This is a genomic window from Rothia sp. HMSC062H08 (assembly GCF_001810775.1).
Classification (GTDB): domain Bacteria; phylum Actinomycetota; class Actinomycetes; order Actinomycetales; family Micrococcaceae; genus Rothia.
In genome coordinates this window covers 138,499-152,775 of sequence record NZ_KV802651.1, presented here as the reverse complement: position 1 = coordinate 152,775, position 14,277 = coordinate 138,499, and the positions used below count along the sequence as shown (strand labels likewise).

The window sequence follows — 14,277 nt, the reverse complement described above, 5'->3', positions numbered from 1 at the left end:
TGTGCCCGGCACGCGTGCAGAAGATAAGCACCGTCATAAAACAGCGCGCGAACCTCGCACCAGAGTCTCATGTGAGCGCCCTAGCTCGGTCGTACCAGCAAACGCCCCTTCAACGCCAAATGCAGCGTACCCACCCACAGGAAAATGAGGAAAGCCGTACCCGCCACCGTTAGCGCAGGACCCACCAACCCCAGCGAGCCAGCAGCCGTCAAGCGAATACCGCTCGCCGCCATGGAAGCCATACCGAACGAGAAACCCCACATGCTCATCGAGAAACCACCCTCAAGAGTCCACGGGAGCAAACGCATCAAGAAGAACAACTGCAGAATGCCATAACCGGTCAGCACCAAAAAGAACCAGTCCACCATACCGCCATTAGCCGCCAGGTACGCGTTACCACCCACAAAAGGCGGCGCCATCTGAATACCAATAATGCCGCGCTCCCCCTGAGGTAGCGGGGCCAGGGTGCGCAGGCGGCTCAGAATCGCGGCCTCGACACTGAACCACGAAATCAGACCCGCACCGAAGAAGAGCATCGCCATATCGTGCCACCCCACAAAACCCATCGCCGTAGCGGTCGCAAAATTTGTCGCCACAGTCGGCAGATACAGCACCGGCGAGGCAGCCTCAGGCACATACCCACCACGCCACGTACCGGCAATGCGGTGAGAGGCAAAGTACAGCTGCCCCACAGCTCCCAGCACCACCAGAGTCAGCGCCGGAACCTCCGCATACGGGTAGAGAGCCGCACCCACCTGCGCCGTCGTCGCCGGAATCAGCGAAAAGAAGCAGGTACGCGCCGGATGCTCCCAAAAACTACGCACCCACGCACGGTACTTCACCACCGAATGAATCAAAAACCCCACAAGGAGCAGCCACACCACAGCGTTAAAAGCCAGGATACTCTCCCCTACCCAATCAGGTGCCATTCCCTTCGACGCACCGGTACGCCAGGCAGCGCCCAAAGCACCGGTGCCCAGCGCTACCGCAAAATAATTGACCGGCACGCTGAGACCGCGACGGGCGCTCTGCTCGCTCTGAAGGGAAGAAGGCATTAGGTTTTACCTCTCATGGTTGTAGGGCAGGTTGGGGACACGCAGCCCCAATATTGTCTCGAGAGCTCCGGGCAGAGATAACGTCAAAGCCAGCTAGAGTCAGAACTCGGGGCCAGAACTCAGAGCCAGAACCCGGGGGCTAAAAATCGCTCTATCGTTTCAATCCTATAAAAAATCGCCCCCGACGCCTAAACGTCGGGGGCGATCACTAGCGAATGCTAGAAGCTACAGGTGCATACCTTAGGCAGCAACGGCAGCCGGATCAACGGGGATACCGGGGCCGAAGGTGGTAGCAACGGTTGCCTTGGAGATGTAACGACCCTTAGCCGAAGAGGGCTTCAGACGGTTAACCTCTTCCAGAGCTGCCTGGAAGTTCTCCTCAAGCTGCTCAGCGGTGAAGGAAGCCTTACCGATGATGAAGTGCAGGTTGGAGTTACGGTCAACGCGGAAGTCGATCTTACCGCCCTTGATGTCTGCAACAGCCTTTGCAACATCCATGGTCACGGTACCGGTCTTGGGGTTCGGCATCAGGTTACGGGGACCCAGGATCTTACCCAGGCGGCCGACCTTGCCCATCATGTCGGGGGTTGCAACCGCTGCGTCGAAGTCAGTCCAGCCGCCAGCGATCTTTGCGATCAGCTCGTCGGAACCAACGTAGTCAGCGCCAGCTGCCTCAGCCTCAGCAGCCTTGGGGCCTGCTGCGATAACGACCACGCGAGCGGTCTTACCGGTGCCGTGGGGCAGGTTCACGGTACCGCGAACCATCTGGTCTGCCTTACGGGGGTCAACGGACAGACGCATTGCAACCTCAACGGTTGCGTCGGTCTTGGTGGAAGAGGTTTCCTTCGCCAGGGCAACTGCCTCAGCGGGGGTGTAGAGCTTACCCTCTTCAATCTTGGCTACAGCTGCCTTGTACGCCTTGCTGCGCTTTGCCATCTGCTTTTCTCCTTATGCAGTTGTGGTCTCGTGAGCCGCGCTCGGCTCTGCCACATCCCGTCCATACGACGGGCATTTACAAGTTCTGTGTAGAAAATCTACGGTGCCGATTACTCGGCTATTCGGCGAACCGAAATTACTCGACGGTGATACCCATGGAACGAGCGGTACCTGCGATGATCTTGGATGCAGCATCCAGGTCGTTTGCGTTCAGGTCGGGCATCTTGGTCTCAGCGATCTCGCGCACCTGAGCCTCGGTCAGCGAACCAACCTTGGTGGTGTGAGGAACAGCGGAGCCCTTAGCAACGCCAGCAGCCTTCTTGATCAGCTGGGAAGCCGGAGGAGTCTTGGTGATGAAGGTGAAGGAGCGATCCTCGTAGACGGTAATCTCAACGGGGATGATGTTACCGCGCTGCGACTCAGTTGCAGCGTTGTATGCCTTGCAGAACTCCATGATGTTCACACCGTGCGAGCCCAGTGCGGGGCCGACGGGGGGAGCCGGGTTAGCGGCGCCTGCCTGGATCTGCAGCTTGATGAGGCCAGTGACCTTCTTCTTGGGAGCCAATGTAGGGTCCTTTTCTTAGCTGGGAACCGACGCACAGGAGCGTACGCCGGCAAGACGGTGACCGTGGCGCGGTCACCCGTGCATCCACATGAAAGCGTGACATGCGCATACACAAACCAATATTCTAGCGTTAATCAGCGACTTAATCCAGCGCCAGCTAGCAGAAAGATTAAACCTCGTCTGCACAACTAATGCCGCTTACAAAGCCGACACAAAATATGAGCCCCGCACCAACAGTGCGAGGCTCATATTCACACGCTAGAAGCGTTAAATCTTTTCGATCTCGGTGAAGCTCAAGGTCACCGGGGTGTCGCGACCGAAGACGGAAATCATCACGACAATCTGCTGGGACTCGCCCTTGATCTCCGAAACGGTAGCGTCCATGCCCTCGAAAGCACCGGACTTCACGCGGACGTTCTCGCCCACGGTGTAGTCGGACTCGATAACGGGCTTGGAAACGGGCAGGCCCTGGCTCTGCTGCTGCTCTTCGAAGACCGGCAGGAGCATGTCGAAAACCTCGTCCATGCGCAGCGGGACCGGGTTGTACGCATCCTGACCCACGAAGCCAGTCACACCGGGGGTGTGGCGGACAACGCCCCACGAGTGGTCGGTCAGTTCCATACGCACCAGAACGTAACCGGGAACGCGCACGCGGCGGATGGTCTTCTTCACGGTGTTCTTGAACTCAACCACGGTCTCCATGGGAACCTGAACCTCGAAGATCTCATCTTCAGCTTCCAGGTTCTGGATACGGGTCTCGATACCGGTCTTCACCTTGTTCTCGTAACCGGAGTAGGTGTGCACCACGTACCAGTCGCCCGCCTGACGGCGCAGCTTGGACTTGAATTCTTCCAGAGCGTCGACTTCCTCAGCCGCCTCAGCAGCTGCTTCAGCCACCTCGACAGCCTCGGTAGCTTCCTCAGCCTGCTGCTCAATAGCCGCAGACTCCTCAGTAGCCTCAGCAGCGGCTACCTCGACCTCTTCAATCTCGGATACCAGTTCCTGCTCGGACACGTCGCTCCTACTTTCTATCGTTAATCATCTAGAGGGGACTCCCACTCACCAATGTGCTGAGGGAAATCACTGATGGGGCACCCCAGATAAGGATGCAGCCTGTACTAGTTACGCTGAATCGTTCCGTTACCGAAAATCCAGAATGCTCCCTGGCCGAAAAGATAATCCAGACCAGAAATAAGCAGGAGCATCACCACGACAAAGAACAGAACTCCGAAGAAGTAACCAACCAGTTCGCGTCCGGTGGGAGTAGTAACCTTCTTCAACTCCGCAATAACTTCACGGAGGAATGCAAAAATACGGCCGAAGAAACCGAGCTTCTTATCGCTCTTCGACGATGCGCCGGGCTTAACAGCCTTCTCGGCGGTAGCAGACGATGCCATTTCTTCTGCCCCTTTCTGAGTCTAAAAAAGTACGCCCGGGGAACGGGCGTACGAAGATGTTATTGAGGCAATAAAAGCAGGGCGGACAGGACTCGAACCTGCAACCTGCGGTTTTGGAGACCGCTGCTCTACCAATTGAGCCACCACCCTTTGAAGCGTTAACTTCAGGTGTGAGAGTTGCTTCTCACTTGTCTACTCCTCCATTGCCTCCTAAGCCGTGGGCTTTAGAGGGGCAAACAATTACACCCTTGCGGGTGCAGAACTAACTGTAAACCATCTTTCGGGGCCGATGCAACTTCAGAATGTAATATTTTTCGAAAAACCTCTTGAGATACCTTGACGAAGGGTTCCGCATCACTACTAGTGGACCGTATCCTAATAAGAGGAATGCCGCACACACCCGCGCCCATCAGGCGCAGATTGGTCCCACACGTGCATTCCCATCACCTATTTCCTTGTCGACTTCACGCCGGCAGCGCACAAGAAGAAAGAGAAGAGAGCCCCATGGCGCGTATTTCAAGCCGCATCGGTGCCATCGCACCCTCCGCAACCCTTGCCGTCGACGCAAAGGCAAAAGCACTCAAGGCTCAGGGACGCCCCGTCATCGGTTTCGGCGCAGGCGAACCGGACTTCCCCACCCCCGCGCACATTGTGGACGCCGCACGCGAAGCGCTCAACGACCCCAAGAACTTCCGATACTCCCCCGCCTCCGGTCTTCCCGAACTGAAGAAGGCAATCGCGGAAAAGACCCTGCGCGACTCCGGCGTAGAGATTGACCCCTCCCAGGTTGTCATCACCAACGGCGGCAAGCAGGCGGTCTACCAGGCATTCGCAACCGTCATCGACGAAGGCGACGACGTTCTGTTGCCCGCACCCTACTGGACCACCTACCCCGAGTGCATCCGCCTGGCAGGCGGCAACCCCATCGAGGTATTCGCCGGTAGCGACCAGCACTACAAGGTCACCGTCGAGCAGCTCGAAGCCGCCTACACCCCCGCAACCAAGGCGCTCATCTTCGTTTCCCCCTCCAACCCGACCGGTGCCGTCTACACCGAAGAGGAAACCCGCGCCATCGGCGAATGGGCTCTGTCCAAGGGCATTTTCGTGCTGACCGATGAAATCTACGAGCACCTCACCTATGACGGTGTTCAGGCAGTCTCCATCCTGAAGGCTGTACCCGAGCTCGCTGACCTGTGCGTCATTCTCAACGGCGTGGCAAAGACCTACGCCATGACCGGTTGGCGTGTGGGTTGGATGATTGGCCCGCGCGACGTCATCGCCGCAGCCTCCAACCTGCAGTCCCACATGACCTCCAACGTCAACAACATCGCCCAGCGCGCAGCCCTTGCCGCACTGACCGGTCCGCAGGACGACGTGGAAATCATGCACGCAGCTTTCGACCGCCGCCGCCGCACCATCGTAGATGGTCTGAACGCTATTGAAGGCGTGCACTGTCCCGTACCCACCGGCGCGTTCTACGCCTACCCGGACGTACGCGAACTGCTCGGCAAGGAAATTGAAGGCGTACGCCCGCAGACCACCGCAGAGCTGACCGAGCTCATCCTCGAAAAGGCTGAGGTCGCCGTAGTTCCCGGCGAGGCATTCGGTCCCAGCGGCTACCTGCGCCTCTCCTACGCCCTGAGCGACGAGGACCTGGCGGAGGGCCTGGACCGCTTGCAGAAGTTCCTCGGTCAGGCACGCGACTAGTTCCGTCCCCCCCCCTGACCGCGCCCGCTGAACCGTGCAACTCACCTCTGTGGGGACGGCAGATCAGTGGGGACTGCAGTTCGGTAGGGAGGGCGGTTCAGACGTGGGATGAACCGGCACAAAACGATCAATCACAGGGTTATTGACCGTTTCTTGCTCTAAAAACCGGGAATCCCACAAAGATTTAAAAATATTTTTAAAACGTTCGAGGCCTCCCGCATCTTTTCGGATGCGCGGAGGCCTCGTTTGCCTCTTCGGTGCCATAGGTGGGAAGCGGCGGCTATTTGTGTTTCAAACCCAAACATACAGGTTTCAAAAACCTGAACTTTTATGCCGCGATTTGGGCATTCCCACGCCTTTCCACCACTACCAACACAACCCAAACACCGCTAAAATAGAGACCAAGAGAACGACCTCCCGACCGGCACACATTCCCGTGCCAAAATCGCGGAGGTCATAGTTATATACGCGCGCACAACACCCCAATGCGCAGACATCAACAAGGAGCCAATATGAAGATCGGTCTGCTTACTTCCGGCGGCGACTGCCCCGGCCTGAACGCTGTCATCCGCGGCGCCGTGCTCAACGGTGTCAAGAAGTACGGCTACGAATTCGTCGGCTTCCGCGATGGCTGGCGAGGCGTCGTTGAAGGCGACTACATGGACCTGCCCCGCCAGAAGGTCCGCGGCCTGGCATCCCAGGGCGGCACCATCATCGGTACCTCCCGCACCAACCCCTTCGACGGCCCCAACGGTGGCCCCGAGAACATCGAAATCATGATGGAACGCCACGGCATCGACGCAATCGTCGCTATCGGTGGTGAAGGCACCCTCGCAGGCGCAAAGCGTCTGGCAGACGCAGGCCTGCCCGTCATCGGTGTTCCCAAGACCATCGACAACGATTTGCGCGCAACCGACTACACCTTCGGCTTCGACACCGCAGTGTCCATCGCAACCGAGGCAATGGACCGCATCCGCACCACCGGTGAATCGCACCACCGCTGCATGGTCGCAGAGGTCATGGGCCGCCACGTCGGTTGGATCGCCCTGCACTCCGGTATGGCTGCAGGTGCACACGCAATCCTGATCCCCGAGGTCAAGGTCTCCATGGAGCAGGTTGCAGAGTGGGTCAAGGAAGTACACGACCGCGGCCGCTCTCCCCTGGTTGTTGTGGCTGAAGGCTTCATCCCCGAAGGCTTCGACGACGTCATGGCAAACAAGGGTACCGAGAAGGACGGTCGTCCCCGCCTCGGTGGTATCGGTGAGTACATCACCCACGAAATCGAGAAGATGACCGGCGTCGAAACCCGTAACACCATCCTGGGCCACATCCAGCGCGGTGGCGCACCCACCGGCTACGACCGCGTGCTCGCAACCCGCCTGGGCATGGGCGCAGTCGACATGGTCGCTCAGAAGCAGTGGGGCAAGATGGTCTCCGTTCAGGGCACCGAGATCAAGTACGTACCCCTTGAAGAGGCACTGGACGGTCTGAAGTCCGTACCTCAGGAACGTTGGGAAGAAGCAGCCGTCCTCTTCGGCCGCTAAACCCCGCAAGCTCAGCAAGCTCAGCAAGCTCGCTGAGCACTCATACTAAAACCGCGGAGGCGGGCACTCGCAACGAGTGTCCGCCTCCGCGGTTCTAGTTGGGATGGGTTCTAGTTCAGGCGGTTTTGGGTCGGGGAGCGCCTAGCGCTTCAGGAAGTCCTGACCCGCCAAAGAACGACGCGCCACCTCACCGGACTCCGGCGAAACCACCGTCGTCTGAGCCACCGCGTACTCGGTCGCCGGCGCCGGCGAACCATCGGGCAGGAAATCGCCGCCATCAACCGCACGCAAAGGCGCCTGCGGGTCAACGCCGCGTTTAATCACAGCCAGAGCAATCGGGCCCGCCTCGTGATGCAACGCCACTGAGGTAATACGACCGACCGGGCGGGACTTGCCCTCCACGAACAGCTCACTACCTGCCGCCGGCAGGGTGTGCTCCGAACCGTCAATATCCAAGAACACCAGGCGGCGCGGCGGGCGGCCCAGGTTATGCACACGAGCCACCGTCTCCTGCCCCTTGTAGCAGCCCTTATCAAAATGCACCGCCGTACGGGTGTAATCCAGCTCCTGCGGGATGGTCTTATCGTCAGCCTCGGTGCCATAGCGGGGGCGCCACGCCTCAATACGCAGAGCCTCCGCAGCCCACAGACCCGCAAAACGCGCGTCCGAAGATTCAGCCAGGGCGGGCAGAACAGAGCGCGGCACGATGCTCAAGAAACGCACGTAGTCCGCACCCGGGTGAGCATCGCCCGCCTCATCGTAGCGGTAGCTACCCGGTGCCGGAGTGTGCCAAGGGTCCTCCCACACCAGCGGCTTGCACTCAGCGAGCGCCGGATGCACCGAACCGTCCTGCAGGATCGGGTTGCGGGCGCTCTCCAGCACCGCATACTCGTCGCTGAGGTTCTGCACCTCAACGCGCATCATGAACTTCATGCGGTTTAGGTAATCGGTCAGCGGCTGAGCCTGGTAGCCCTCAACGATCAGCCAGAGCGCCTCGCCGTCTTCAATTGCGGCGGGTGCGTACTCCACGCGGCCCTGAGGGGAAAGCAGCAGGAACTCGCGGCTCTCCCCGGCGGTCATACCGGTCAGAATCTGCGAGGCGATAGAAGTCAGCCAGGTCTGGCGGTCCGCACCCTCAATGCGCACTACGCCCAGGCAGGAGCGATCCACTAGCACCAGCGGTTCGCTTGCCTCGGCGGAGCGGTCGAAGCTGAGGGCGCGCTGCTCCAGCATGGGGTTGCCGTAGTGTGCGGCGACGCCGGCATCCAGCCCGGAGGCGGCAAAAGCGCCGTGCAGGCTCAGCAGGGGGCTCACCGGGCGGGAGGCATCGGGCTGGGGTGCCTCAGCCTGAGGCGCTTCAATCGAAGATTCAGTCACGGAAGGTGCACCTTTCACGCAAAGAGTCTGCCCCGCCGACCAGCGGGGCAGACACAAGTTAGTTATTAGGCTTAGTTATTAGGCGGTGGGCTCAGAGCCGGGCTCGCCGGTGGGCTCTTCGCCGTCCAGGGAACCGAACATCGAAGTGCCCAGGGAGTCGCCGGTCATCGAAGAGGTCTTACGCAGTTCAGCGGAGGCGTGCTTGTGCAGCTTGCCCTCGGCGTCTGCGACCTCCCAGTCCCACATGAGGTTGCCGTTGACCAGGCCCCACAGTCGCACGGAGCCTGCGTATTCGTGGGAAATGTCGTCGCGCAGTAGGTTGCCGGTCTGCATGCGGATGACCGGACCCTTAACCATGCCCACGTAGTTTTCGCTAATACCGCCGGGGTGCGCAATGGTTGCCAGCAGGGAGAAGCCGTCGTCGGCGTTGCGGAGAGTCTCTACGCTTGCCGCGTCAGCGAAGGCGGGAACAACGTCCTTGGGGACGATACCGAAGCCGCCGTCAGCGTCGGTGAGGGGGCGGTCAATCTGCCAGAAACCGGTTTCAACGGTGATGGGGCGCAGCTTCTGACCCTCGTCATCGAGCAGGAAAGACTCAGCGCGGTATTCAATGAAGGGCAGACCATCCTGCTCAAAAGTAATAATCTGGCCGAAGGGGGTGTTTTCCTGGCCTTCGTACCACATGGTTCCGGTGCCTTCCCAGGTGCCGAGCAACCATGCGAAGGGAACAAGTTCAGGGGTTAGGTTGGTAGGGATTTCAATAGCCATACCTTCCATTTTAGTATCCTGCGTACAACAGTAGCCTGTTCGTTCGCTCACGGCACGGGGTAGCACCGCCGTCTGCAGAGTAAACGGTACGGCGGGCAGCATAAAGAAAACCCCCAACCGGAGGGGACCGGGTGGGGGTTCACGCCGCCATTGGCGAGGCGGTACGAACCGTACGACCGCCTAAAGCCCTGTGTGGGCGATGCTTCTGCTCTGTGCGGGAAGACTACTTCTGTCCGCTGAAGAGGCCACGCAACACTGCGAATGCACCGATACCGATGCACACGGAGATGATAGCCATCAGCGACATGAAGAGAGCTTCAAGAGCCATAAGATTGTTTTCCATGCCTTAAACCTACCATAGACCCGCCCCGAAAGGGCGAGAATCAGCGGCAGAAACATAGTGAACAGCACGATTCTCAACAGGCATACGCCCCACCCGGCGCCAGCAAGATATTAGCCCCGCAGAATCCGGGTAGGTGCCCCATCATAGCCAGCTGAGAAGCCTGTACGAACAGTCCGGAATACGATATTCGGCCCGGTCTACACCGGCGCCCACAGCCGCGTCACAGCCTGGCGAGTACACTAGAAAGAGCCAAAAGTTTTACAAGGGAAATACATGGGAAAGGAGAGGGTGTGTACCGTATTGCGCTTCTGAGCGATACCGCCGCGCAGGATATGATCCCCTCGCTGAGTCTACTCAGCCACAAGGTACACGTTTTCCCCCTCGACACCGCCCATACGGCTCTCGAAACCGAGACATTCGACCTGCTCATGGTCGATGCCCGCACCGCCCTCGTCAAAGCACGCCACTGCGCCCAGCTACTGCGCGCCGCAGGTGTGCAACTGCCGCTCATCGCACTCCTGAACGAAGGTGGCATGGCTGCTGTTGCCGCCTCCTGGCAGGTGGACGATATTGTCTCTGACCAGGCCTCCCCTTCCGAAATGGATGCGCGTCTGCGTCTTGCCATCAAAAGGGAAGCAACCACCGAAGAAGAAAACCAGCAGGAACGAGTGATACGCGCAGGCAACCTCGTGATTGACGCCCAGGCGTACTCCGCGCATCTTTCCGGTACCGCACTGAACCTGACCTTCAAAGAGTTTGAACTGCTCAAATTCATGGCGCAGCACCCCGGACGGGTCTTCTCCCGCGCCCAGTTGCTCTCCGAAGTGTGGGGTTACGACTCCTACTACGGCGGCACCCGTACCGTGGATGTGCACGTGCGTCGTCTGCGTTCCAAGCTCGGCACCGAGTACGAGCAGATGATTTCGACCGTGCGTAATGTGGGGTATTCCTTCAATAGCACCCGCTAAATTTCGCGGCGCCAACCACTCAATTGGTGTACCCACTCTGCCAGTTGCCCCGGTACTGCACCGAGTACCAGAATGCGTAAATGTTCCGGTTCTTGTCATATTCGCCCAGGACGGAGAACAAACTCTCCAAAGAGCAACTATCCCCGGTAGAGTTGAATCAGAAGGCTACGAAAGAAGGCGATGATGGTACACAACCAGACACCCGATTCCTCCACCCTGTCCACTGCAAGCACCCCGGTCTACGCAGAACCGCAGCTCACCGAAGAGCTGCTGGAACGCTTCGATTCCTTCGCGCAGAAGGTTGCCCGCCATGACGGCGTCTCGGCGTTCTCTGAGCAGACCCGCATTGAGCTGAGTAAGGCACTCCGCGAAAGCACCCTGACCCCTCCGCGTTTCTTTGTCGCCGAGGATAACGGCACCCTCGCTGCCGTCTTTGTGGCGCTCACCCCCGCCAACGACGAAGACACCGGCGTGATTGAGGCAGCCGTCGCCCCCGAATACCGCGGACAAGGCGTAGGTAGCGCATTCTTCGACCACGCCGTCCGCCAGCTGGGCGATGACGCGACCCGCTACCGCCTCTGGGTTCACGGTAGCGCCACCGACACCGGTATTGAAAGCCCCGCCCACGCGTTTGCAACCCTGCACGGTTTCGAGCCGGTGCGTGTGCTGTACAAGATGGTTCTGCCCCTGGACGCGCAGACCCGCGAAGAGCTTGTGGAACGCTCCGATGCGCGCACTCTGCCGGAGAACCTGCGCATGCGCACCTTCACCGGCGCAGACGAATTCCCCTGGCTTCGCGTGAACGCCGCCGCTTTTGCGCACCACCCGGAGCAGGGCAAGCTCACCCTTGCCGATTTGCGCGAGCGCACCGGCTCCCCCTGGTTCCGTCCCGAGGGTTTCTTCATCGCCTCCGAGGTTGAGGATGACTCCGCCATTGCGGCGTTCACCTGGACGAAGATCCCGACCGGTCAGGAGCAGAGCGAGCTGTCACCCTCCGGCGAGATTTACGTGGTGGGTGTGAACCCACAGGCTCAGGGAGGCGGCCTGGGCCGAACCCTCACCCTGCGTGCGCTGGCGTACCTCGCATGCGCTGAGGACGAGAACGGCGAGCCGCTGCGCGCCATCGACCTGTACGTGGACGCCGATAACACCACCGCATATTCCCTATACACTTCGTTGGGTTTCGGCGTGGCGACGGTTGACCGCATGTACGCCCCCGCCCAGCAGGACGCGCCCGCCGCCTAGTTTTTGGTGCGCCACAGTTGGCGTGCTTCTTCACGACTTATCCCCGATCAGAAAGGCAAGTACAGTATGGTACCCGCCCCCAATGGCCTGAATAAGGCGCCTAAGCCCAAGCCGTCTGAGCCTGCGCCCATGACCGGTGTCATTCACATTGGCCACGATATTTCGAAGATTGAGCGCGCCGATTCTCGCGGTGACCGCATTGAGAAGGGTGAGAAGCGCTCCTACTTCAGTCTGGAAGAGGAGTTCGGCCCGGAGCGTTTCTTCGACCGTGAGAGCAGCTGGTTGGATTTCAACACCCGCGTGCTGGAGCTGGCGGAGGACCCGAACCTGTTCCTGCTGGAGCGTCTGAACTTCCTGTCGATTGTGGCGTCTAACCTGGACGAGTTCTTCATGGTGCGTGTGGCGGGTCTGAAGCGTCGCATTGCGACCGGTCTGGCGGTTCCTTCGGCTGCCGGCCTGAGCCCCGAGGAACAGATGGAAGAGATTGCTGAACGCGCCCACCAGCTGCAGGCTCGTCACGCTGATGTGTTCCACAACCAGGTGCTACCGGCTCTGGAGGAGCAGAACATCCGTATCGTGGGTTGGAACGACCTGGATGCGGACGCTAAGCAGCGTCTGCGTCAGGATTTCATGCGCGATATTTTCCCGATTCTGACTCCGCTGGCGGTTGACCCGGCGCACCCCTTCCCCTACATTTCGGGTCTATCGCTGAACCTTGCGGTGCTGGTGCGTAACCCTCAGACCGGCAAGGAGCTGTTCGCGCGCGTGAAGGTGCCCGATCAGCTGGACCGTATGGTCTCTGTGGATGGTTCCCGCGCCGCCAACACTGCGGGCCGCGAGAGCCGCTACATTGCTCTGGAAGACATCATTGCTGAGCACCTGGACACTCTCTTCCCTGGCATGGAGGTTGTGGAGCACCACGTCTTCCGCGTGACCCGTAATGAGGATCTTGAGGTGGAAGAGGACGATGCAGAGAACCTGCTAAAGGCTCTGGAGAAGGAGCTTCTGCGCCGTCGTTTCGGTCCTCCGGTCCGTCTGGAGGTTGAGGACACCATCAACCCGACCATCCTGGATCTGCTGATTTCTGAGCTGAACATTGATGAGTCTGAGGTGTACCGCCTGCCGGCTCCGCTGGATCTGCGCGGTATGAGTGCGATTGTTCGTGCGAACCGTCCGGCGCTGCACTACCCCAAGCACATTGCGCACACTTCCCGTTGGCTCAACGCCACCGAGACCGCGAAGGCTGCGGATGTGTTCGCTGCCGCCCGCGACCACGACGTGCTGCTGCACCACCCGTACGACTCCTTCGCAACCAGTGTGCAGGCGTTCCTGGCTCAGGCTGCCGCCGACCCGCGCGTTCAGGCGATTAAGCAGACCCTGTACCGCACCAGTGGCGACTCCCCCATCGTGGATGCGCTGATTGAGGCGGCTGAGGCGGGCAAGCAGGTTGTGGCGCTGGTCGAGATTAAGGCTCGCTTTGATGAGGAAGCCAACATCTCGTGGGCTCGTAAGCTGGAGCGCGCTGGCGTGCACGTGGTGTACGGCATCGTGGGTTTGAAGACTCACTGCAAGCTGTCGTTGGTGGTGCGCCGCGAGGGTAACCATCTGCGCCGTTACGCGCACATTGGTACCGGTAACTACCACCCGTCGACGGCTCGTTTCTACGAGGATTTGGGTCTGATTACCTGTGACGAGCAGATTTGTGAGGATGTCTCCCGCCTGTTCAACCAGCTGTCTGGTTACGCACCGAAGACTAACTACCAGTCGCTACTGGTGGCGCCGCGTACTCTGCGTAGCGGCCTGATTGAGTGCATCGATCAGGAGATTGAGAACCACAAGGCTGGCCGTCCGGCGAAGATTCAGATTAAGTGCAACTCCATGGTCGATGAGGCCGTCATCGATTCGCTGTACCGCGCATCGCAGGCTGGTGTGCCGGTGGATGTGGTGGTTCGCGGTATTTGCGCTCTACGCCCGGGCGTTAAGGGTCTGAGCGAGAATATTCGCGTCCGTTCTGTGCTGGGTCGTTTCTTGGAGCACTCGCGCGTGTTTGCTTTTGAGAATGGTGGCGATCCGATTGTCTACATTGGCTCTGCCGACATGATGCACCGTAACCTTGACCGCCGTATTGAGGCTCTGGTACCGGTGAAGGATCCGCGCCACGTGAAGTATCTGCGTGATATGTTCACCATCTACATGAGTGATTCTTCGCGTACTTGGCACCTGGATTCTGAGGGTAACTGGACCCGCCACGACACCGACGATCAGGGCAACCCGCTGCAGGATGTGCAGTCGTACTACCTGAGCTCGCGTTCCCGTAAGAACGTGGTGGATAAGGTCTAAGGAAGTACCGCTGACCTACCGGTGATTTCTGG

12 protein-coding genes and 1 tRNA gene are annotated in these 14,277 nt (G+C 59.5%); 5 read left to right on the top strand and 8 right to left on the bottom strand.

Features of this window, described 5'->3' with window-relative positions; translation table 11 throughout:
- Positions 1-80: 80 nt before the first annotated feature.
- From HMPREF2765_RS00990 to HMPREF2765_RS00965, 6 genes are all read right to left on the bottom strand, one after another.
- A complete protein-coding gene (locus tag HMPREF2765_RS00990; protein ID WP_012903013.1) occupies positions 81-1,055 on the bottom strand; it encodes a TDT family transporter in 975 nt (324 codons plus the stop codon).
- Between the two features lie 240 nt (positions 1,056-1,295).
- Positions 1,296-1,991: a 50S ribosomal protein L1 gene (gene rplA, locus HMPREF2765_RS00985; protein WP_005504876.1), complete on the bottom strand. Its 696-nt coding sequence runs from the start codon at positions 1,989-1,991 to the stop codon at positions 1,296-1,298.
- A 136-nt stretch (positions 1,992-2,127) separates the two neighbouring features.
- On the bottom strand, positions 2,128-2,556 hold the full coding sequence (rplK, locus tag HMPREF2765_RS00980) for a 50S ribosomal protein L11 (protein WP_005504870.1): 429 nt from the start codon (positions 2,554-2,556) through the stop codon (positions 2,128-2,130).
- Between the two features lie 267 nt (positions 2,557-2,823).
- Positions 2,824-3,570 (bottom strand): transcription termination/antitermination protein NusG, encoded by a 747-nt coding sequence (nusG, locus tag HMPREF2765_RS00975; protein WP_012903012.1) that lies wholly within the window; start codon positions 3,568-3,570, stop codon positions 2,824-2,826.
- A gap of 104 nt (positions 3,571-3,674) precedes the next feature.
- The gene (gene secE / locus HMPREF2765_RS00970; protein WP_049353360.1) at positions 3,675-3,953 is read right to left on the bottom strand and encodes a preprotein translocase subunit SecE; all 279 of its coding nucleotides are present in this window, start codon (positions 3,951-3,953) and stop codon (positions 3,675-3,677) included.
- Between the two features lie 77 nt (positions 3,954-4,030).
- Positions 4,031-4,103: transfer RNA gene (locus tag HMPREF2765_RS00965), tRNA-Trp, on the bottom strand.
- A gap of 354 nt (positions 4,104-4,457) precedes the next feature.
- On the opposite strand from HMPREF2765_RS00965, the gene HMPREF2765_RS00960 reads away from it, so the two are divergent.
- A complete protein-coding gene (locus HMPREF2765_RS00960; protein ID WP_070604064.1) occupies positions 4,458-5,660 on the top strand; it encodes a pyridoxal phosphate-dependent aminotransferase in 1,203 nt (400 codons plus the stop codon).
- A 512-nt stretch (positions 5,661-6,172) separates the two neighbouring features.
- Positions 6,173-7,204, top strand: a complete 1,032-nt coding sequence (locus HMPREF2765_RS00955; RefSeq protein WP_049347329.1) for a 6-phosphofructokinase — start codon at positions 6,173-6,175, stop codon at positions 7,202-7,204.
- 141 nt (positions 7,205-7,345) lie between these two features.
- Here HMPREF2765_RS00955 and HMPREF2765_RS00950 read toward each other — a convergent pair whose 3' ends face one another.
- Both HMPREF2765_RS00950 and HMPREF2765_RS00945 read right to left on the bottom strand, forming a co-directional pair.
- The gene (locus HMPREF2765_RS00950; protein WP_070604063.1) at positions 7,346-8,581 is read right to left on the bottom strand and encodes a CAF17-like 4Fe-4S cluster assembly/insertion protein YgfZ; all 1,236 of its coding nucleotides are present in this window, start codon (positions 8,579-8,581) and stop codon (positions 7,346-7,348) included.
- Between the two features lie 78 nt (positions 8,582-8,659).
- A complete protein-coding gene (locus HMPREF2765_RS00945; RefSeq protein WP_049349557.1) occupies positions 8,660-9,349 on the bottom strand; it encodes a nitrobindin family protein in 690 nt (229 codons plus the stop codon).
- 633 nt (positions 9,350-9,982) lie between these two features.
- Here HMPREF2765_RS00945 and HMPREF2765_RS00940 point away from each other — a divergent pair.
- From HMPREF2765_RS00940 to HMPREF2765_RS00930, 3 genes are all read left to right on the top strand, one after another.
- Entirely contained in the window at positions 9,983-10,660 is a 678-nt protein-coding gene (locus tag HMPREF2765_RS00940) for a winged helix-turn-helix transcriptional regulator (protein WP_080976712.1), read from the top strand.
- Between the two features lie 180 nt (positions 10,661-10,840).
- Complete coding sequence (gene mshD, locus HMPREF2765_RS00935) at positions 10,841-11,905, top strand: mycothiol synthase (RefSeq protein ID WP_049353363.1); 1,065 nt, start codon at positions 10,841-10,843, stop codon at positions 11,903-11,905.
- Positions 11,906-11,971: 66 nt separating this feature from the next.
- Positions 11,972-14,245, top strand: a complete 2,274-nt coding sequence (locus HMPREF2765_RS00930) for an RNA degradosome polyphosphate kinase (protein ID WP_080973383.1) — start codon at positions 11,972-11,974, stop codon at positions 14,243-14,245.
- Positions 14,246-14,277: the final 32 nt, after the last annotated feature.

Bases quoted from the DNA above. Each gene is read 5' to 3' on its own strand.
- HMPREF2765_RS00990 (WP_012903013.1), bottom strand. From the start codon at position 1,055: ATGCCTTCTTCCCTTCAGAGCGAGCAGAGCGCCCGTCGCGGTCTCAGC.
- rplA (WP_005504876.1), bottom strand. From the start codon at position 1,991: ATGGCAAAGCGCAGCAAGGCGTACAAGGCAGCTGTAGCCAAGATTGAA.
- secE (WP_049353360.1), bottom strand. From the start codon at position 3,953: ATGGCATCGTCTGCTACCGCCGAGAAGGCTGTTAAGCCCGGCGCATCG.
- HMPREF2765_RS00960 (WP_070604064.1), top strand. From the start codon at position 4,458: ATGGCGCGTATTTCAAGCCGCATCGGTGCCATCGCACCCTCCGCAACC.
- HMPREF2765_RS00955 (WP_049347329.1), top strand. From the start codon at position 6,173: ATGAAGATCGGTCTGCTTACTTCCGGCGGCGACTGCCCCGGCCTGAAC.
- HMPREF2765_RS00945 (WP_049349557.1), bottom strand. From the start codon at position 9,349: ATGGCTATTGAAATCCCTACCAACCTAACCCCTGAACTTGTTCCCTTC.
- mshD (WP_049353363.1), top strand. From the start codon at position 10,841: ATGATGGTACACAACCAGACACCCGATTCCTCCACCCTGTCCACTGCA.
- HMPREF2765_RS00930 (WP_080973383.1), top strand. From the start codon at position 11,972: ATGGTACCCGCCCCCAATGGCCTGAATAAGGCGCCTAAGCCCAAGCCG.